This window comes from Paracoccus sp. KR1-242 (assembly GCF_049446195.1).
Lineage (GTDB): Bacteria > Pseudomonadota > Alphaproteobacteria > Rhodobacterales > Rhodobacteraceae > Paracoccus > Paracoccus broussonetiae.
Window position 1 is genome coordinate 214,367 of record NZ_JBMSED010000005.1, and the last position, 18,287, is coordinate 232,653.

Below are 18,287 nucleotides of genomic sequence, written 5' to 3' on the forward strand. Positions count from 1 at the left end.
CCAGACCAAAAACCACAAAAGGCTCTCCGATGTCCGAACACTCCCCCGCCGACCTGCGCCGTCTTCTGGCCGAGGACCCTGCCCGCCCCTTTGACCTTGCGGCCCGGCTGGGCCTGCCCGAAGGCGCGCTGGTCGCCGCGCAGGTCGGACACGGCGCGCTGCGGATCGATTCGACGCTGGGCCGGCTGTTTCCGGCCATCCAGTCCCTTGGCGAAGTCATGGCCCTGACCCGCAACCGGTCCTGCGTGATCGAAAAGGTCGGCACCTATAACGACTTCCACGACGGCGACCATGCGGCGATGACCGTCGACCCCGAAATCGACATGCGCATGTTCCCGCGCCAATGGGTCCATGCCTTTGCCGTCGAAAAGACGGATGACAGCGGCACCCGCCGTTCGGTGCAGGTCTTCGACGCAGCAGGCGACGCGGTCCACAAGGTGCATCTGCGCGCTACCTCGGACCTTGCCGCATGGGAGGCGCTGAAGCGCGATCTTGCCATGCCCGAGCAATCCGACAGCGCAGAGTTCCGCGCGCGCGAACCGGTCGATCCGCCCCGCGCCGCCCCTGATCGGGTGGATACCCTGCGCCGGGAGTGGAACGAGATGACGGATACCCACCAGTTCAACACGCTGATCCGGCGGCTCAAGATGAACCGGCTGGGGGCCTATCGCGTCATCGGCGCGCCGCAAGCCAGACCGCTTGCGGTCGAGGCCGTGCCCGCGCTGATCGAACGTGTCCACCAGTCCGGAACCGGCGTCATGTTCTTCGTCGGCAATCAAGGCTGTATCGAGATCCATTCAGGCCGCTTCGAGGTTCTGAAACCGATGGGACCGTGGCTGAACGTGATGGATCCCCGGTTCAACCTGCACCTGCGCGGCGATCATGTCGCCGAGGTCTGGGCGGTCGAAAAGCCGACCAAGCGCGGACCGGCAATCTCTGTCGAGGCCTTCGACGCGGAGGGCGCGCTGATCTTTCAATGCTTCGGCCTGCGCCCGGAAAAGGGCGGCGATGCCGCCGCCTGGGCCGCGCTGGTTGCGGATCTGCCCGCGCAGGCGGAGGCCGCGGAATGAGGGGACTGGCCCTTCCCCTGCTGCTTGCGGGCGTGGCGGTCCCGGCCATGGCCGCGGAAACCCATCCCGAGGCCAGCCGCGTGCTGTCCATCGGCGGGTCTTTGACCGAGATCATCTATGCCCTTGGCGAAGAGAACCGGCTGGTCGGACGTGACACCACCTCGAACTGGCCGCCGCAGGCGAATGCCCTGCCCGATGTCGGTTACATGCGGGCCCTGTCCCCCGAAGGCGTCCTGTCGGTTTCGCCAGACCTGATCCTGGCCGAGGATGGCGCCGGCCCGCCCGAGGCGGTGGCCGTTCTGAAGTCCGCCGGGCTGCCCTATGTCGCGGTCGGGGAAAGCCATGACGCGGTGGGCGTCCTGCAAAAGGTCGATACCGTCGCCGAAACACTGGGCGTGCCAGAAAAAGGTCGCGCCCTGCACCAGCAACTGGCGGCAGAGCTGGACTCGGCCGCTAAACGTGCGCGGGCCGTGGGAACCCCGCGCCGCGTCCTGTTCGTCCTGTCGCTGCAAGGCGGGCGGGTAATGGCGGGCGGGACGGGAACCTCGGCCGACGGGATCATCCGTCTGGCAGGGGCCGAGAACGCGCTGGAAGGCGTCGAGGGCTACAAGCCCATCACGGACGAGGCGATCATCAAGGCTGCCCCTGACGTCATCCTGATGATGCAGCGGGGCGAAGCAGACGCCGATGCCGCTGCAAATGGCGGGTCGGTGCACGATGCCGCCATGGCGACGGCGCTGGCCATGCCCGCGCTGGCCCAGACGCCCGCGGGACGTTCGGGGGCGCTGGTGATCATGGATGGGCTGAAGCTTCTGGGCTTTGGCCCGCGTACCGGACAGGCGGCGCTTGAACTGCATGACCTGGTCTATGGGGCGCCGTGATGGTCGCGCTCTGCCCGGACATGCCCCGGCTTGACGGCGACCGTCGCCATCTGGCCCGACGGCTTGGGCTGCTGCTGGCCGCGACGCTGGTCCTTGTCTCCGTCATCTCGCTGGGCTGGGGTGCCTCGGGCACCTCGCTGCCGCGCGCGCTGGCCGATCTGCTGGCCGGGCGCGAACTAGCCGTGCAGGACCGGGTCGTGCTGATGGATATCCGCGTTCCGCGCCTGCTGATGGGCATGCTGGTCGGGGCCTCGCTGGCGGTCTCGGGCGCGCTGCTGCAGGGCCTGTTCCGCAACCCGCTGGCCGATCCGGGGATCGTCGGCGTCAGCTCTGGCGCGTCGCTTGGTGCGATTCTGGCCATCGTCTGGGGCGGCATGCTGCCGGTCGGCTTGGCCGGAGCTTTCGGCTGGTATCAGGTGCCGCTGGCTGCCTTTGCGGGAAGCTGGATCACAACGACGCTGCTTTACCGGGTGGCGACGCGGCAGGGCCGCACATCGGTTGCGACCATGCTGCTGGCGGGGATCGCGCTGGGGGCGATCTTCAGCGCCCTGGCCGGGCTGATGATCCTGCGGGCCAATGACAGCCAGCTGCGCGACCTGACCTTCTGGGGGCTCGGCTCGCTCGCCGGGGCGAACTGGCCCAAGCTTGCCGCCGCAGCCCCGGTGATGATCCTTGCGCTGGCCTCCGCCCCATTGCTGGCGCGCGGATTGAACGCCCTGGCCTTGGGCGAGGCCGCGGCAGGCCATATGGGTATCCGCGTCCAGCGCGTCAAAAGCCGCGCGATCCTGACTGTCGCCGCCGCAACCGGGGCCGCGGTCGCCGTTTCGGGCGGGATCGGCTTTGTCGGCATCGTCGTGCCGCATCTGCTGCGGCTGGCCAGCGGACCCGACCATCGCTGGCTCCTGGTCAACTCGGCCTTGCTGGGCGCGATCATGCTCCTTCTGGCCGACATGGTCAGCCGCACCCTGATCGCCCCGGCGGAACTGCCCATCGGGATCGTCACCGCGATGATCGGCGGGCCGTTCTTCCTGTGGATCCTGTTGCGCAACCGCGGAGTGCTGGACCTGTGAGCCTGATCGCCACCGACATCTTCGTCAGCCTTGGCCGCCAGCAGATCCTGTCCGGCGTCTCGTTCCGGGCCGAGCCGGGCCAGCTCACCGCCATCGTCGGACCCAACGGATCGGGCAAGACCACGCTGATGCGTGCCCTGACCGGCGAAATCACCCCGCGCGGAAGCATCACGCTGAACGGGCGGGACGTGTCTTCCCTGACGCCCGAGGCGCTGGCCCGCCGGCGCGGCGTGCTGCAGCAGGCGACGGCCCTGTCCTTTCCCTTTACCGTGGCCGAGGTCGTCCGCATCGGACTGGAGGCGCGGGACGAGCATGCCGGGGCGCTGGTTCCGGCGGCGCTGGCCGCGGTCGATCTGGCAGGGTTCGCGGGTCGTCTTTATCAGCAACTGTCCGGCGGAGAGCAGCAGCGCGTCCAACTGGCGCGCGTGCTGGCACAGGTCTGGCAGCCCGTCGATCCCGAGGGGCCGCGCTGGCTGATGCTGGACGAACCGGTCAGCAGCCTGGACATCGCCCATCAGCTGACGGTGATGCGGCTTGCCGCCGATTATGCCCGCCGTGGCGGCGGCGTCGTTGCGGTCATGCACGACCTGAACCTGACCGCGCTGCTGGCGGATCGGGTCGTGCTGATGGGCAAGGGACAGGTCCTGTCGCAGGGCACCCCGGCCGAGGTCTTTACCGACGCGGGCCTGTCGCGGGCCTATGGCTGCCAGTTGCAGGTGAACACCGTGCCCCGGGACGGGATCTGGATCCTGCCACAGACCGCCGGGCATTCCGCCTGACCGATCGGGGCGACGGCCGACAGGCTGTCGCCGCGTTTCGACAGGGCCTGACAAAACCGTCCCCATCGTGTTTCTAGCGGGACGACGCCCGGCATTCCTTCGTGTTACCGTTCCGTGATTCCAACGGCAGGCGTGGCATGGGCAAGGCATTCATCCTGGGTATGGTCGCGGCCATCGGCATCCTGTCGCAGGCGGCCGTGGCGCAGGAACTGACGTTTTTCCGCATCGGCACCGGCAGCACCTCGGGGACCTACTATCCCATCGGCGGCCTGATCGCGAACGTGATCTCGACCCCGCCAGGTTCGCGCGCCTGCGACGATGGCGGGGCATGCGGGGTTCCGGGCCTGATCGCGACGGCCGTGGCTTCGAGCGGCTCGGTCGGAAACATCAACGCGATCGCGGATGGCCGGATCGAGGCGGGCCTGACCCAATCCGACATCGCCTATTGGGCGCAGACCGGCACCGGCCTTTGGGAAGGCCAGCCGCCGGTCGAAAAGCTGCGCCTGATCGCCAACCTCTATCCCGAGAACATCCACCTGGTCGCGCGCGCGGATGCCGGGATCGAGACCATCGCCGATCTCAGGGGCAAGCGCGTGTCGCTGGACGAGCCGGGCTCGGGCACGCTGGTTGATGCGCGCATCATCCTTGGCGGCTATGGCATCAGCGAAACGGACATCAAGCCCCAGTTCATGACCCCCGACGAAGCCGCGCAGGGAATGCGCGAGGGCACCATCGACGCCTTCTTCTTCGTCAGCGGCTATCCCGCTGCCTCCATCGCCGAACTGGCCAGCCAGCGGCATGTACGGCTGATCCCGCTGGATGGTGCAGGCGCCGAAAAGCTGCGGGCGGAATACAGTTTCTTCAGTGAGATCACCTTTCCCGCAGGCACCTATGCCGGACAGGACAAGGACGTGCCGACGCTGTCAGTGGGGGCCCAGCTTGTCACCAGCGCGGACCAGCCCGAGGCGCTGATCCATGACATCACGGCGGCGCTTTACAATAGTCAGTCGCAAAGGCTGCTTGCCGCGGGCCACGCCAAGGGCAGGCTGATCACGCTGGAAAACGCGACGAAAGGCGCGGGCATCCCGCTGCATCCGGGGGCCGAGCGCTTCTATAAGGAGGCACGGGTTCTACCCTGAGCGCGCCCCGGTCCCGGCACCCGCCGAGCATGGCCCCCGGAATTACATCATGTTAACAATGCCGACATATCGATAATTGCAGTTAACACGCGCTTCGCCAATTCTTGCGCCCGTGACGGGTGCCCGACCACCGCGACGCCCCCTGCAGATGGAAAGCCACAAGATGAAGACCTCGATCGCCACCGTCTCCCTTTCGGGGAATCTGACAGAGAAGCTTGCCGCGATTTCCGCCGCCGGCTTCGACGGGATCGAGATCTTCGAGCAGGACTTCATCGCATCTGATTTCGGCCCCGCCGAGGTCGGGCGCATGGTCCGCGACCACGGGCTGGAGATCACGCTGTTCCAGCCCTTCCGCGATTTCGAGGGGCTGCCGGAACCCCACCGCTCGCGCGCCTTTGCCCGCGCCGCCCGCAAGTTCGAGCTGATGAACCAGTTGGGCACCGACCTGGTGCTGTTCTGCTCGTCCGTGCATCCGGCTGCGATGGGCGGCATCGACCGCATGGCGGATGATTTCCACGAGCTGGGCGATCTTGCCCGCCAATACGGCGTGCGTGTCGGATACGAGGCGCTGTGCTGGGGCCGCTTCGTCAACGACCACCGCGACGCGTGGGAGGTGGTGCGCCGCGCCGATCACCCGAATATCGGGCTGATCCTTGACAGCTTTCACACGCTGGGCCGCAAGATCGACCCGGACTCGATCCGTTCGATCCCCGGCGACCGCATCTTCTTCGTGCAACTGGCCGACGCGCCCGCCATCGACATGGATCTGCTCTACTGGTCGCGCCACTTCCGCAACATGCCGGGCGAGGGCGATCTTGACGTTCCCGCCTTCATGCGTGCGGTCATGGCGACCGGCTATGACGGCTGGCTGAGCCTTGAGATCTTCAACGACCAATTCCGCGCCGGGCTACCGCGACTGGTCGCTCTGGACGGGCGGCGCAGCCTGATCTCGGTCCAGGACCGCGCCCGGCGGGCGGAACCCGCGCTGGCGGTGGCCGACCAGACGGACATTCCCGCCCCTGTCCCGGTCAAGGGTGTCGAGTTCATCGAATTCGCCACCAGCGAGGACGAGGCCCCCGAGCTTGCGGCGCTGCTGACGGCGACCGGCTTCCAGCCTGCCGGCAGCCATGTCTCGAAACCTGTGACCCTGTGGCGGCAGGGCGATGTGAACCTGCTGGTCAATACCGATGCGCGGGGCTTTGCCCGTACCTCTTATGTCGCGCATGGCACCACCGTTTCGGAAATCGGGCTGAGCGTCGCGGATGCGCAGGCTAGCTTCCAGCGCGCCACCGCGCTTCTGGCGCAGCCTCATCAGCAAGAGGTCGGCAAGGGTGAACTGGCCATTCCCGCGATCCGTGGTGTCAGCGGCAGCGTCATGCGGTTCCTGGACAGCAGTTCCGAACTTGGGCGGATCTGGGACGTGGATTTCCGCATCGCGGACAAACCGGCCCCAGGGGCAGGCATCACCGGCATCGACCATCTGGCCCAGACCATGCCCTATGACGAAATGCTGAGTTCGTCGCTGTTCTATACTGAAATCTTCGCCGCCGAGAAATCGCCGATGGTGGACGTGATCGACCCGGACGGGCTAGTCCGCTCGCAGGCGATCCGCACCGGTGGGATGCGCGTGACCCTGAACGGGGCCGAGGCGCGCCGGACCCTTGCCGGGCGCTTCATCGAGGAAAGCTTCGGCTCCTCGGTCCAGCACATCGCCTTTTCCACCAACGACATCTTCGCCACGGCCGAGGCCCTGCGCGCCCGCGACTTCCCGGTGCTGCGGATCGGCGCGAACTATTACGATGACGTTGCCGCCCGCTTCGGGGTGGATTCCGCGCTGACCGAGCGTCTGCGCCGTGGCAACATCATGTATGACGAGGATGCCGGCGGGCAGTTCTTCCAGCTTTATTCGATGCCGCGCAAGGATGGCTTCTTCCTTGAAATCGTTCAGCGCCAGGGCAATTACAACGGCTATGGCGCGCCGAACGCGCCATTCCGCATCGCCGCGCAAAAACGCACCGCGCGCCCGACCGGAATGCCCCGCGCCTGAACGGGGTCCGTGCCGGATTTGAATAATTCGTTTGTGCATTCCGGCCGCTTACGGGACAGATGAATTCCTTGACTCGGATTAAGATCATTATATCCTTTCAATGGTCAGTTGATCGCAGGTGCGCAGCACAATTTTAACGTCGCGCTGCCACCGCCAGGACATTCGATTTTCACGCCGATCTGCAGACATGCATTGAACGACCGACTGCTCTTCCGACGGCTGCTTCCCCGGAAGATTTGAGAGCATTCCCCAGCCCGGACGGGCAGGGTCACACCGGAAAATTTCGAGGTTCACTGGGTCGGAGACGGCGCGGGAAGGCGGGATTATCCTGTCGTCAGGGACTTGCATCCCCGACCGCTGCCGACATGCAGCAAGGATCATGGATCATGACCACCCCACTTACTCCGGGCGTCTATGTTCGCGAGGCGCCGGGCGGCGCGCGTGCGATCGAGGCCGTTCCCACCGCCGTGACGATCTTCGTGGGCGAGACCGAGCGCGGCCCGGCGACCCCCACCCCGATCTCGTCGGAAATCCAGTTCCAACGCGTGTTCGGGGGCTATTTCCGCAACGAAGGCGACGCCGCCACGGCGCGGTTGTTCCTGCCCTATGCGATCCGCGGCTTCTTCGAAAATGGCGGGCCGCGATGCTATGTGCTGCGCCTGGTCGCCGGAGTCGGGGCGGTCGCCGCGACGACCGCGTCCCTTGCGGTCGATGCACAGCGCGCGGTCACGGTCACGGCGGCGGGCGGAGCCCGCGCGCGGATCGTGCAAGCGCGTGCGCCTGCCGCGAACGAGCAGCTGCAGATCGTGATCGCCAACGCGACCGATGGCGATGCCACGCATTTCAACCTGACAGTGCGGGTCTCGACCAATAACGGCACCAGTTTCGCGAACCGGGCCGCAAACCCGACCTTTACCAACCTGACGACGGTCGCAGGCGACGCGAACAACGTCGCGACCATGCTGGCCACTGACCCCGATATCCGCTGGTCCGGTCCCGCAATCCGGCCTGCGAACCTTGCGGCCGGACCGGCGGGCGTCCTGCTGGGCCCCGCGGGCAGCGACGGGGGATCGACCCTTCAGGCGCGGGGTGCGGGCCTGTGGGGGAATGGGCTGCGGGCGGCAATCGTCGACAGCACCGATGGCGATCCGATCCGCTTCAATCTGATCGTCTATTACCGCCCGGTGGGCGAGGCGAACTTCACCGAAGTCGAGCGGTTCGAGGGCCTTTCGCCCGATCCCTCGGATGAGAAATACATGCTGGACCAGATCGCGCGCTCGGGCTTTCTTGCCTGGGGCAATGTCGATCCGCCGCGGGTCTTCCGCCCGCGCAATCAGGGCGACACGACCGGGGCGACACCGGGCGTGGCGCTGGCGGGCGGAACCGGCGGCAATGCGACCCTCGCCTCGGCGAACTATCCCGCCGCACTGTCGGCGCTGGACGGGATCGACGACGCCGCGCTGATCGTATGCGGTTCGGACGGGATGCTGAACGCAACCGGCGATGCCCAACACAACCAACTGGTCAACGCCGTCCTGACCTATGTCGAGGCACGGCCACAGCGCGACCTGTTCCTGGTCGCCGATGCGCCGCGTTCGGTCGCGGCTGCGGACCCCGTCGGGAATGCCGTGGACCAGGCGCGCAACGGCATCACCGGCTCGGATTTCCGCGCGCTTTACTGGCCGCGCATCGTCGTGGCCGATCCTGCGGGACTGGGTCGCAACCCTGTGCGGGCAATCCCCTCGGCAGGCCATGTCGCGGGCCTTTACGGGCGCACCGACGGCAGGCGCGGCGTCTGGAAAGTCGCCGCCGGGATCGAGGCCGCGCTTCTTGGCACGGTTGGTCTGGATTTCCAGGTTCTCGACCGCGACCAGGACCGGATGAACCCCTATGGGCTGAACGCCTTGCGCACCGTTCCGGGCGCGGGTCGCGTGGTCTGGGGCGGGCGCACCGGACGGCCGACGACGGAATGGCGCTATATCAACGTCCGCCGGACTGCGATGTTCCTGCGCAAGTCGATCTTCAACGGCATCCAGTGGGCGGTGTTCGAAGGCAATGACGAACGGCTTTGGGCCGCATTGCGGGCCTCGATCGGGGCCTTCATGGAGGCGCAGTTCCGCAACGGCGCGTTCGCCGGCGCGACCAGCCGCGAGGCCTATTTCGTGAAATGCGACGCGGACACCACCACCCCCAACGATCAGGCTGCGGGGATCGTGAACGTCCAGGTCGGCTTCGCACCGTTGCGGCCCGCGGAATTCGTCATCGTAACCCTCAGCCAGATGACCCGCCGCTAGGCTGGGCCGCGCAGAGAAAGGAGCCGGGACATGCCGACATTCAATGTGAATGCCCATCGGATCGATCCCTACAAGAACTTCCGCTTTCGCGTGACATGGGACGGCCGGGTCGTGGCCGCCCTGTCCAAGATGTCCGCCATCAAGAAATCGACCGAGGCCATCGAATGGCGCGCCGCGGCCGATGCCGGGATCATCCGCAAGATGCCAGGCCGGACGAAGTTCGAACCCGTCACCTTCGAATCCGGTCTGACCCATGACCGGCAATTCCTGGACTGGGCCAATCAGGTCAACAACCCGCAGGGCGAGGCCGCGAACAGCCTGCTGAACTATCGCAAATCCGTCCGGGTCGAGGTGCTGAACATGCAAGGCACGCCCGTCATGGCGTTCAACCTGATGCGCGCGTGGGCCAGCGAGTTCCAGGCCCTGCCCGAGATGGACGCCAATGCCAACGCGGTCGCCATCCAGACGCTGAAGGTTGAATACGAAAGCTTCCAGCTCGACGAAGCCGTCGTCGAACCCGCCGAAAGCTGACGCAACCGAGGTCGCCATGCGTCACCTGACCGGACAGGACGAGATCGCGTTTCACGGCGCCACCGGCCCGACCGGCCGCCATGCCCGGCTTGCCGGGCTGGTTGCCGGGCTGGGTCTAGGCGAAGCCGACCTGCTGCCTGGCCTCAGCCTGGCAGAGTGGGAAGGGCTGCTGCTTGACCTGCTGGTCGCGCTGGACGGCCCGCGCATCGATGCCGAGGCGCGTTGCTCGGCCTGCGGCGTGGGAAACTCGTTGATCTTCCCCGTCCGTGACCTCCCGCGCGAACCTGCGGCGTCGCCTGTGCTGAACGGTCGCGCACTTCACCTGCACCTTGCCGACCTGCTGGCCCTTGAGGCCGAGGGGCTGGAAGGCGAGGCCGGATTGTCGCGCCTGCTTTCCGCCGCCACGGATCTTGGGAAAGCCGAGACCGTCCGCCAGCTTCGGGGACCGGACCGCGACGCGGCCATTCTGGCGCTGGAACAGGCTGCGGCGGGATTGGGGCTTGAAATTGCGACGGCCTGCACCGGCTGTGGCGAGCCGATCACCCTGCCCTTTGATGTCGCCGATTACGTCGATGCCGGGTTGCGCAATCGCGCACAGCGGCTTCTGGACGAGGTCCATCTGATCGCGCTCAGCTATCACTGGTCCGAAGCCGAGATCCTGTCCCTGCCCCATGCACGCCGACAGGACTACCTGCGCCGCATCCTCGCCAGTCAGGTGCTCTCCGCAGGGACCGGCCGGGCGGAGGGTGGATGATGCGCGCGCCCCGCCTGTCCGCCCTGATCGGCACGATCCCCGACGCCGAGGCTGCGCCATCCCGGCTTGCACCTGCGCCAGTCGCGAAGGCCGCGCCGGTCGACCCACCCCCTGCCCCGCCTGTGGCCGAGACTGCGGGACCGGCCCGCGCGGACCCTTCCCCGACGTCAGCCGCGCAGTCCAAGGCGCCGGCAAAACCAGAACCCCGTGCCCGCATGGCCGATCCCGCGGACCCGGTCGCAAAGCCGAAACCGCCACCTGCTGCCCCCGCGTCAGCGCATGCCCGGGCCGGGATCGCGCCTGCTCCCCCCGCTGCCCCGTCGCCCGGAATTGCGCGACCAAGGCCTGCCAGCGGAGCAGTCGATGCACCCCCCCCTTCCGCGCGCGTCACGCGAAAGGCCACCGCGTCCGAGCCACGCCGGCCAAAGCCGGCCCATACCGTCCGCCTGCAGGTCCCGCGTGCAGATATGTCGCCTGCGCGCAGCAAGACGCCAGAACTGCCGCCGCCGCCTGCCCCGGCCCGATTGAAGCCTGTCGAACCTGAGCGCTTGCAGGAAAGCGCCGCCCGGCTTGGACTTGCCCGGCCCGCGGTATCGCCGAAACCGCCACCCGCCCCGCAGGTCGCGCCTGCGCCGATCAAAGGGGCCAAACCGCAACCGTTTCCGCACGAGGATGCCCCCCCTGCGCCGCCGCCCCGCAGGGCCCTCTTGTCTGCAGATCAGCCCGACGCGCCACGCCCCGCGCCCAAGGTGACGCCCAAGGCCGCGCGACCATGGGTTGAAAAGGCTGCGAAACCGCCCTCATTGCAGCCCCGGACCGCCGCCCAGCCGGTGCTTCCGGCCCAGCCGCCTCGGCCGGAGCCATCCCTGCGCATCGTCATTGGCAGCCTGAAGCTGGTGACGCGGCCGCCCGCCGACCGACCCGGCAAGCCGCAATCCTCGTTGGGGCCGGTGGTGCGGCGCGGGCCGCGCGGCCATTCCATTCCCCGCCCGGACGGAGGCTAGGCATGGCGCGCTTTGTCAATCTCCACGACGCCGGACGGGCGCTCGCCTCGCATCTCAAGGCACGCATTGCACCGCTTCTGTCCGATATCGTCGCCGGACCCCCGATCGAGAACCCCGCCACCCAGGGCGAGGCGATCCGGGTCTCGCTATTGTGGGTGACGCCGCAGCCGACCCATCGCAACGATCCCTGGTTCACGGACGATGCCGGACAACGGCGACCGCCGCCGCTGTCGTTGTCGGCCTATTTCGTCGTCACGTCCTATGGCAATTCCCCGGCGGGAGAGCCGGTGCAGGCCGTGAACCGGCTGGGGCAGGCGCTGCAGGTCATCGAAACCGCACCGACGATCGAAATGCCGATCACCGCCGCGCCTAATATCGATCCGGTACCGGGCAGCGGCAGGATGAATGCCACGCTGGTGCCGGTTGCTGCCGACCTGATGGAGAAGATCTTCACCCCGCTGCAGATGCGCCACCGGCCCTGGGCCCTGGTCGAACTTGGCCCGGTCCAGCTTGAGCGGCTGGATGCGCCCTTGCCAGCCGCCGTGCCGGTCGTGCCGGGTGGAGTCCGGCTGGCGGGCCCTGCGCCGGTCGCACGCCCGGCGATCACCACGCTTCATCCCTCGCCGCTGGGGCGGGGCCGACGCATCCGCATCGACAGTGCACAAGCAGCCAACGCGACCGAATTGCGGATCGGGGATCAGGTTTTCGTCTTCGCGGACCCGCCCCTTGGCGCGGGAGAGATCGCAAGACCCGATGCCTTGGGCCGCATCTTCGCAACTTATCCCGCCGCTGCGCCAGACGGACCGCTGGACGTGGTGCTGACCGGACCGGGGGGCACCTCGGAACGCCATCCGGTAACCGTCTCCGCCACGGGGGCGGCGCTTGATGCGCCGGTGGATGCCCTGCCCGCAGGCGCCGACCTTGTGCTGACGGGTGGTGGTCTGGCCGCCACCGATCGTGCCTTCCTGTGGCCCGCCCGCGGGATCCGCTCGCCGCTGGAGGTGATCGACCTGGCCCCGACGACGGTTGCGGCGGGACAGGTCACGCTGGCCCGCGCTGGTCTGGACGCGGCGGGCCTGCGCGCCATCCCTTATCTTGTCGCGCTGCGGGGCGGCCCCGCCAGCTTCACCCCGGCAGTGCTGGTCGAGGTGGCGCCATGACCGCGATGGGACTTGGCCCCCTGGCCGCCGAGCCGGCCGAATGGATGCACGACGCGGCACTGCTGGCCGTGACCCATCACCTTCAGGCCAGCCGCACCCGGCCACCCGAGGATCTTGATCCGCGTTCGGCATGGCCGGATCGCGCCGGGGAATGGCAGCAACTGGTCCGCCGCGCGGCGGAACTGCCTGTCGATGCCTCTGGTTGGACCGCGGCCGCGGCGCTGGCGGCCGAGCGTTTTCCTGACGCGGCGGCCGCCTTTTCGATCCTGGCCGACAATCCCGCCCTGCACCTGCCGACACCCGGCGTCTTTGCCCGCATTGCGATGGCCGGGCTGGGGCTTGGCTATGACGAGGCGCTGGCGGCCGCCCTGCTTGCCGCAGGCGCCGAGGACGGGCTGGAACTGGTGCCGCCGCCCGCCGCAAGCCTGCCGGCCTCGCAATGGGGAATACGGCTCTCCGCCGAGGGGCGGGGCCGCTGCTTTGGCCGCGCCCTGCGCGCCAGGGGCGATTTCTTCGCGGCGACCCACACGGCCGTCATGCTGCGCCCCGCGCGTGTCGCTGCCCGCATCCTTGCTGCCGAAGGCGTGGTCTGGGTCCGCAGCGCCTCGCGCCGGATGGCCCGCCAGCTTGCCAGCGACATAGCCTCACTGGGGGCGGGGCGGGGCTATGAGCTGATCGAGCTGCGTGGAGGCGAACCGGTCCCCCTGCCCGATCCCCATGCCCCCCTGCTGGCGGTGGATCTTTTCGCGCTGGACGCTCCGCCGCGCATTCCCCCGGTCATCGCCGACGGGGCGGGGCTTCTGCTGCTTGCCCCCGACCGGTTCGATGCGGGGCATATCCAGGCCGTTGACGCGCCTGCGCTTGACGCTGTCGAAAACCGCGCGGTCTGGGATGCGGCCGGAATCGCGCCCGCCATCGCCGATGCCCTTGCACCGCGTTTCCAACTGACCCTGTCCGAATTGCAGAGCGCCCGGCGCGAGGCCGAGTTGATGGCAAACCTTGCACAGGATGGCAACCAGCTTCTGACCCCGCCTGACCGCGCCGCCATGGCGGCGGCAATCCGCGCGGCGGGGGCAAGGCGAATGGGGCCTTCCGTCAGCAATGTCCGCACCAGTGTCACCCTGTCCGATCTGGTCGCAGGGGACGAGATCATGACCCAGCTTCGCGACGCCGTATCCTGGCGCGAAAGCCAGTCGCGCGTCTGGAACGTCATGGGCCTGCCCCGGGATGCGGGCGAGGCGAACGGGCTGACGCTGCTGTTCTCGGGTCCGCCCGGCGGGGGCAAGACCTTTGCCGCGCGCTGCCTTGCCAATGCGCTGGGGCTGAACCTGTATCGCACCGACCTGTCGCAGCTCGTCTCGAAATATATCGGCGAGACCGAAAAGAACCTGTCGCGCATCTTCGACGAGGCCGAGGCCGGCCACGGCATCCTGTTCTTTGACGAAGCCGACGCGGTCTTCGGCAAGCGATCGGACGTCAAGGACGCCCATGACCGCTATGCCAATATCGAGGTCGGTTTCCTGCTGCAGCGGTTGGAGAATTTTGGTGGGGTCACGATCCTTGCCACCAACCTGCGCGCCAATCTGGACCCAGCCTTCACCCGGCGGATGCAGTTCATCATCGATTTTCCGATGCCCCAGCAGGCCGAGCGCGAAGAGCTTTGGCGGCGGAACCTGCCCCTGCCCGATTGGCGCGAGGATGATCTGGACCTGCCGATGCTGGCAGAACGCTTTCGTTTCGCGGGCGGCAACATCAGGAATGCCGCCGTCGCCGCGACCCATCTGGCCGCGGCCGAGGGCGCGCCGTTGGGCCAGCGCCATCTGGCCCGCGCCATCCTGCGCGAGCTTGAGAAATCGGGCTTGCCGCGCGGGGCCGAAGATCTGGGCCCGCTGGCCCAATGGCTGAAGGAGGCGCGCTGAGCATGGTCCGCAACCTGACGCTGGATATCGCAGACATCACCGTCGAGGGCGCGACACCGGACGAGGGGCAGCGCCTGCGCGCGGTGATCGAGCGCGCGCTGGCCCAGGTCGCCCGGCAGCTTTCGGGTACCGAGGGCGCGATCCGTGACATCCGGCTTGGCGATCTGCGGCTGGATCTGGCCGACGCGCAGACGCTGCTTGCTCCGGGGGGAGAGGCCGAACTGGCGCGCCGGATCGGCGATGCGATCAGGGCAGCATGGGAGCGCGGGCAATGACCGACCAGATCAACTTCGTCCAGGGTGCGTTCGCCGTCTACAATCCAGACGACACATCGGTCATGTCGGGCTTCATCCCCTTCCGCTTCAATCCCGAAACGCTGACGCGCCAATTGCAGCTGGAACAGGCACAGGGCGGGGCGGACAAGGGCGCGACGCCGGGGGCACAGGGCGCGGGTCAGGGTGGCACCAGCGGCGAGCAAGGGGCCGATGCCTCGTCTGGCACGCTGAAGGAAAGCTTTTCGGTCCTGTTGCGCTTCGACCTTGCCGAGCGCGAAGAGACGCGTTCGTCCCTGCCCATCGAATTCGGGGTGATGCCCGAGATCTCGGCGCTGGAGGAACTGCTCTATCCGGTCGAAAGCGAAAGCGAGGCGCCTTCGGACGGCAGCGAACCGGTCCGGGCGCGCGGCAGGCGGCCCATCGTCCTGTTCGTCTGGGGCGAAAGACGCGTGGTCCCGGTCAAGATCACCGGCATGTCGATCGCCGAGACCTTCTTCAACGGCAAGCTTTACCCAGTGCGGGCCGAAATCGAGGTCGGTCTTGAGGTTCTGGGCGAGGCCGAGGCCCGCGACAATACCCGCGTCAGTTCCTCGCTGGGCTTCACCGGCGCCAATCGGCGCAAGATGGCGCGGCTTTACCTCGACACGACGGCCGATCAGGGCACGTCGATCAACCTGCCCCAGTGAAGGAGGGCGCGAAATGGCGGTCGACAAGAAAAGCAGATACGCAAGCGCCCCGCGCATTCCGTGGATCCGCGCGGACGGATCGCGGGTCGAGCTGATCGGGATGACCCCCCGGCCCCAGCGCGCCGCCATCTTTGCCGCCACCGCGACGGACACCGACCGTCTGGATACGTTGGCCGCGCGCTATTACCGCGACCCGCTAAAGCTGTGGCGGATCGCCGATGCCTCGGATGCGATGGACCCGTTCGACGCGATCCAGCCGGGAACGCCGGTCCCGATCCCCCCCGACAAATAGGAATCCTGACATGGCGACGCCCCGCTTTTCGATCGAAATCGACGGCACCCGCCTTCCGGCGGACCTGATGGGGCGCGTTTCGGGATTCGACCTGTCAGAAGCCGATGACATGCCGTCGCGGCTGGCGCTGCGGCTGGGCCTGCGGCAGGGCGCGGACGGCACCTATGACCTGCTGGACGACAGCCCCTTTGAACCCGGCGCCGCGCTGCGGCTGACGCTGGGGGCACCGGGGGGCAGCGATCTGGTGGTGTTCTCGGGCCATCTTTCGCATCTGCGTCCCCATTTCGAGGAACCCGAGGCGAATTCCTATCTTGAGGTGCTGGCGCAGGACGCGACCCTTTTGCTGCAGGCCGAGGAACGCGTCGCCAGCTATCCCGACGCGGGCGACGCCGATGCCGCGACGGAGATAGCGGGCCGCTATGGTTTGCAGATCGATGCCGAGGATACCGCCGCGCGTCTGGCCGCCGACGACATGCTGCTGATCCAGCGCGCCGATGACTGGGCTTTCCTGCGCCATCTGGCCGCCAGAAACGGCTATGTCGTCTATTTCGAGCCTGACCCCCAAAGCGCCGAGCAGGTCTGCCATTTCCACCCCCGCCGGTTCTCGGATCCCCCGCAAGCGGACCTGACCGTCCTGCGCGAGAATGCCAATCTTGACTGGATCGACTTCGCGATGGCGCTAGACCGGCCCGAACGGCGGATCGCCCATGCGATCGACGCCGTCGCCAAGCGGATGCTGCGGGCCGAGGACGAGGCCCAGGATGAGCCGCTGGGCGAGGCGCTGTTCGCCTCGGAGGCGGCGCAGGGTCTGGTGCGCGCCGGGGCGACCGGATCGGTCCGCCTGCTGCGCGGGGCCTTGCCGCGGGACGCCGCGCTTGGCGCCCATGCCCGCGGGCGCGGGACGCAGGACCATCTGGTGATCGAAGCGCGCGGCCAGCTTGATCCCGCGCGCTATCGCGGGCTGCTGCGCCCCCATCGCACCGCGTTGATCAAGGGCGTCGGCGACCGGCTGAGCGGCAGCTACTACATCCGCGAGGTGGTGACGGCGATGGCAGACGGCAACCTGACCCAGAATTTTGTCGCTGTCTCGAACGCGCTTGGCCGCAAGGGCAGCGAGACCTTTGGCCAATCCGCCGAAGAGGAGCCCCCGGCATGAGCGAGACGAACGGCAAGCCACTGGATCTTGGCCATATGCTGCAGATGGGCGGCATGACCTCGGACACGATGCGCGCCGTGGCGGCTCTGGTCGGCGATGCCGGTCGCGCCAGCTTCTACGGCAAATACGCGGGGATCGTCACCGACCGCGACGACCCGAAAAAGATCGCCCGGCTGCGCGCCCGCGTGCCCGAAGTCTTCGGCCCCGATCAGGATTGCGGCTGGGCATTGCCTTGCATGCCGTGGGGCGGCGGCGCAAACCGGGGCTTCTTCGCACTTCCGGATGTCGGCGATACCGTCTGGATCGAATTCGAGGCGGGTGACCCGATGCGCCCGATCTGGGCCGGCACCTTCTGGGGCGCACCCGAAAGCGCCGGAGGACAGGACGACCTGGGCAGCAAGACCGGGGCCGAGACACCCGAGGGGCCGGATGGTCCCGCCGCGCCCGGCCTTTACATCCTGCGGACCAGCGCCGGTCATGTCGTCAGCCTGGACGATGATGGTGGACTGATCGTCATCGCCGAAGCCTCGGGGGCCGAGATCCGCATCTCGGGTCAGGGAGAGGTCACCATCAAGGCCGACAAGATCAAGCTTGGCGCGAATGCAGCCGAGGCGCTGATCCTGGGAGACAGTTTCATGCAGCATTTCAACACCCATACCCACCCGACGGGCGTCGGCCCCTCGGGACCGCCGACCCAGCCCATGACTTCAAGCCTGCTCAGCCAGGTGACGAAGACGGAGTGACCAGATGCCGTTGATACCCTCGGCCCTGTCGCAGTCACTGCAATCGCGCTGGCTTCCGCGCGATGACAAGGGGCCGTTCCATGACGATGCGGCGGCCTCGGCCCAGGCATTGGCCGGGGCCATCGCGGAATGGTTCGCGCTGGCGATGGCCTCGGGTATCCCATGCGCCACGGCGTCGGCACGGCAGGGCCAGCTGCAATCGATGCTGCTGCCGTTCCTGCAGGCTGGCGTCGCCCCCGCCGCAGGACAGGGCATCGCAATTTCGTTCATGGCCTATGTCGCAGGGCAATCCTTCGGACCCGGCGTCGCCGCGCCGCCCATCGCCACCAGCGCAGCGGCGGCCGCGATCGGGATGGTGCTTGCCGACCTGAACGTGCCGCAATCCTCTCGCGCCGACCAGATCGCCGCAGCGCTGCACGCGCAGGCGCTGTCCTCGATCGTCACCTTCCCGCCGCCAATGCCGCCATCCCCCGTCATTTGAACCTCG

General features: G+C 67.7%; 18 protein-coding genes. All 18 read left to right on the top strand.

Going from position 1 to position 18,287, the window contains the following annotated elements:
* The first annotated feature begins 29 nt into the window (after window positions 1-29).
* The 18 genes from ACO2Q4_RS09600 (at window position 30) to ACO2Q4_RS09685 (ending at window position 18,281) form a co-directional block, all read left to right on the top strand.
* Complete coding sequence (locus ACO2Q4_RS09600; RefSeq protein WP_423318921.1) at window positions 30-1,070, top strand: hemin-degrading factor; 1,041 nt, start codon at window positions 30-32, stop codon at window positions 1,068-1,070.
* A complete protein-coding gene (locus tag ACO2Q4_RS09605; RefSeq protein WP_423318923.1) occupies window positions 1,067-1,951 on the top strand; it encodes a heme/hemin ABC transporter substrate-binding protein in 885 nt (294 codons plus the stop codon). The genes ACO2Q4_RS09600 and ACO2Q4_RS09605 overlap by 4 nt, the downstream gene beginning before the upstream one ends.
* A complete protein-coding gene (locus tag ACO2Q4_RS09610) occupies window positions 1,951-3,021 on the top strand; it encodes a FecCD family ABC transporter permease (RefSeq protein WP_311759105.1) in 1,071 nt (356 codons plus the stop codon). The genes ACO2Q4_RS09605 and ACO2Q4_RS09610 overlap by 1 nt, the downstream gene beginning before the upstream one ends.
* Entirely contained in the window at window positions 3,018-3,800 is a 783-nt protein-coding gene (locus ACO2Q4_RS09615; RefSeq protein WP_423318926.1) for a heme ABC transporter ATP-binding protein, read from the top strand. Before ACO2Q4_RS09610 ends, ACO2Q4_RS09615 begins: the two co-directional genes overlap by 4 nt.
* A 137-nt stretch (window positions 3,801-3,937) precedes the next feature.
* Window positions 3,938-4,939, top strand: a complete 1,002-nt coding sequence (locus tag ACO2Q4_RS09620; protein WP_423318928.1) for a TAXI family TRAP transporter solute-binding subunit — start codon at window positions 3,938-3,940, stop codon at window positions 4,937-4,939.
* 163 nt (window positions 4,940-5,102) lie between these two features.
* Window positions 5,103-6,986: a bifunctional sugar phosphate isomerase/epimerase/4-hydroxyphenylpyruvate dioxygenase family protein gene (locus ACO2Q4_RS09625; protein ID WP_423318929.1), complete on the top strand. Its 1,884-nt coding sequence runs from the start codon at window positions 5,103-5,105 to the stop codon at window positions 6,984-6,986.
* A gap of 386 nt (window positions 6,987-7,372) precedes the next feature.
* Window positions 7,373-9,280, top strand: coding sequence for a phage tail sheath family protein (locus ACO2Q4_RS09630; protein WP_423318930.1), 1,908 nt, complete (start codon window positions 7,373-7,375; stop codon window positions 9,278-9,280).
* Between the two features lie 30 nt (window positions 9,281-9,310).
* Window positions 9,311-9,811: a phage tail protein gene (locus ACO2Q4_RS09635; protein ID WP_311759101.1), complete on the top strand. Its 501-nt coding sequence runs from the start codon at window positions 9,311-9,313 to the stop codon at window positions 9,809-9,811.
* Between the two features lie 16 nt (window positions 9,812-9,827).
* Window positions 9,828-10,565, top strand: coding sequence for a hypothetical protein (locus ACO2Q4_RS09640; RefSeq protein ID WP_423318932.1), 738 nt, complete (start codon window positions 9,828-9,830; stop codon window positions 10,563-10,565).
* Between the two features lie 707 nt (window positions 10,566-11,272).
* Window positions 11,273-11,569 carry a hypothetical protein gene (locus tag ACO2Q4_RS09645; RefSeq protein ID WP_423318934.1) on the top strand — a complete coding sequence of 99 codons (297 nt, stop codon included), beginning with the start codon at window positions 11,273-11,275 and terminating at the stop codon, window positions 11,567-11,569.
* A gap of 2 nt (window positions 11,570-11,571) precedes the next feature.
* Window positions 11,572-12,729 (top strand): Pvc16 family protein, encoded by a 1,158-nt coding sequence (locus ACO2Q4_RS09650; RefSeq protein WP_423318935.1) that lies wholly within the window; start codon window positions 11,572-11,574, stop codon window positions 12,727-12,729.
* The gene (locus tag ACO2Q4_RS09655; RefSeq protein WP_423318937.1) at window positions 12,726-14,648 is read left to right on the top strand and encodes an ATP-binding protein; all 1,923 of its coding nucleotides are present in this window, start codon (window positions 12,726-12,728) and stop codon (window positions 14,646-14,648) included. Before ACO2Q4_RS09650 ends, ACO2Q4_RS09655 begins: the two co-directional genes overlap by 4 nt.
* A gap of 2 nt (window positions 14,649-14,650) precedes the next feature.
* On the top strand, window positions 14,651-14,923 hold the full coding sequence (locus ACO2Q4_RS09660; RefSeq protein WP_423318939.1) for a hypothetical protein: 273 nt from the start codon (window positions 14,651-14,653) through the stop codon (window positions 14,921-14,923).
* A complete protein-coding gene (locus ACO2Q4_RS09665; RefSeq protein ID WP_311759096.1) occupies window positions 14,920-15,609 on the top strand; it encodes a hypothetical protein in 690 nt (229 codons plus the stop codon). Before ACO2Q4_RS09660 ends, ACO2Q4_RS09665 begins: the two co-directional genes overlap by 4 nt.
* A gap of 13 nt (window positions 15,610-15,622) precedes the next feature.
* Complete coding sequence (locus ACO2Q4_RS09670) at window positions 15,623-15,901, top strand: hypothetical protein (protein WP_311759095.1); 279 nt, start codon at window positions 15,623-15,625, stop codon at window positions 15,899-15,901.
* Window positions 15,902-15,911: 10 nt separating this feature from the next.
* Window positions 15,912-17,057, top strand: coding sequence for a hypothetical protein (locus ACO2Q4_RS09675; RefSeq protein WP_311759094.1), 1,146 nt, complete (start codon window positions 15,912-15,914; stop codon window positions 17,055-17,057).
* The gene (locus ACO2Q4_RS09680; RefSeq protein ID WP_423318941.1) at window positions 17,054-17,800 is read left to right on the top strand and encodes a phage baseplate assembly protein V; all 747 of its coding nucleotides are present in this window, start codon (window positions 17,054-17,056) and stop codon (window positions 17,798-17,800) included. Before ACO2Q4_RS09675 ends, ACO2Q4_RS09680 begins: the two co-directional genes overlap by 4 nt.
* A 4-nt stretch (window positions 17,801-17,804) precedes the next feature.
* Window positions 17,805-18,281 (top strand): hypothetical protein, encoded by a 477-nt coding sequence (locus tag ACO2Q4_RS09685; protein WP_423318943.1) that lies wholly within the window; start codon window positions 17,805-17,807, stop codon window positions 18,279-18,281.
* Window positions 18,282-18,287 lie beyond the last annotated feature (6 nt).

Coding starts and splice junctions, on each gene's coding strand:
- ACO2Q4_RS09600 (WP_423318921.1), top strand. CDS start 30: ATGTCCGAACACTCCCCCGCCGACCTGCGCCGTCTTCTGGCCGAGGAC.
- ACO2Q4_RS09605 (WP_423318923.1), top strand. CDS start 1,067: ATGAGGGGACTGGCCCTTCCCCTGCTGCTTGCGGGCGTGGCGGTCCCG.
- ACO2Q4_RS09610 (WP_311759105.1), top strand. CDS start 1,951: ATGGTCGCGCTCTGCCCGGACATGCCCCGGCTTGACGGCGACCGTCGC.
- ACO2Q4_RS09620 (WP_423318928.1), top strand. CDS start 3,938: ATGGGCAAGGCATTCATCCTGGGTATGGTCGCGGCCATCGGCATCCTG.
- ACO2Q4_RS09625 (WP_423318929.1), top strand. CDS start 5,103: ATGAAGACCTCGATCGCCACCGTCTCCCTTTCGGGGAATCTGACAGAG.
- ACO2Q4_RS09630 (WP_423318930.1), top strand. CDS start 7,373: ATGACCACCCCACTTACTCCGGGCGTCTATGTTCGCGAGGCGCCGGGC.
- ACO2Q4_RS09635 (WP_311759101.1), top strand. CDS start 9,311: ATGCCGACATTCAATGTGAATGCCCATCGGATCGATCCCTACAAGAAC.
- ACO2Q4_RS09640 (WP_423318932.1), top strand. CDS start 9,828: ATGCGTCACCTGACCGGACAGGACGAGATCGCGTTTCACGGCGCCACC.
- ACO2Q4_RS09650 (WP_423318935.1), top strand. CDS start 11,572: ATGGCGCGCTTTGTCAATCTCCACGACGCCGGACGGGCGCTCGCCTCG.
- ACO2Q4_RS09655 (WP_423318937.1), top strand. CDS start 12,726: ATGACCGCGATGGGACTTGGCCCCCTGGCCGCCGAGCCGGCCGAATGG.
- ACO2Q4_RS09660 (WP_423318939.1), top strand. CDS start 14,651: ATGGTCCGCAACCTGACGCTGGATATCGCAGACATCACCGTCGAGGGC.
- ACO2Q4_RS09665 (WP_311759096.1), top strand. CDS start 14,920: ATGACCGACCAGATCAACTTCGTCCAGGGTGCGTTCGCCGTCTACAAT.
- ACO2Q4_RS09670 (WP_311759095.1), top strand. CDS start 15,623: ATGGCGGTCGACAAGAAAAGCAGATACGCAAGCGCCCCGCGCATTCCG.
- ACO2Q4_RS09675 (WP_311759094.1), top strand. CDS start 15,912: ATGGCGACGCCCCGCTTTTCGATCGAAATCGACGGCACCCGCCTTCCG.
- ACO2Q4_RS09680 (WP_423318941.1), top strand. CDS start 17,054: ATGAGCGAGACGAACGGCAAGCCACTGGATCTTGGCCATATGCTGCAG.
- ACO2Q4_RS09685 (WP_423318943.1), top strand. CDS start 17,805: ATGCCGTTGATACCCTCGGCCCTGTCGCAGTCACTGCAATCGCGCTGG.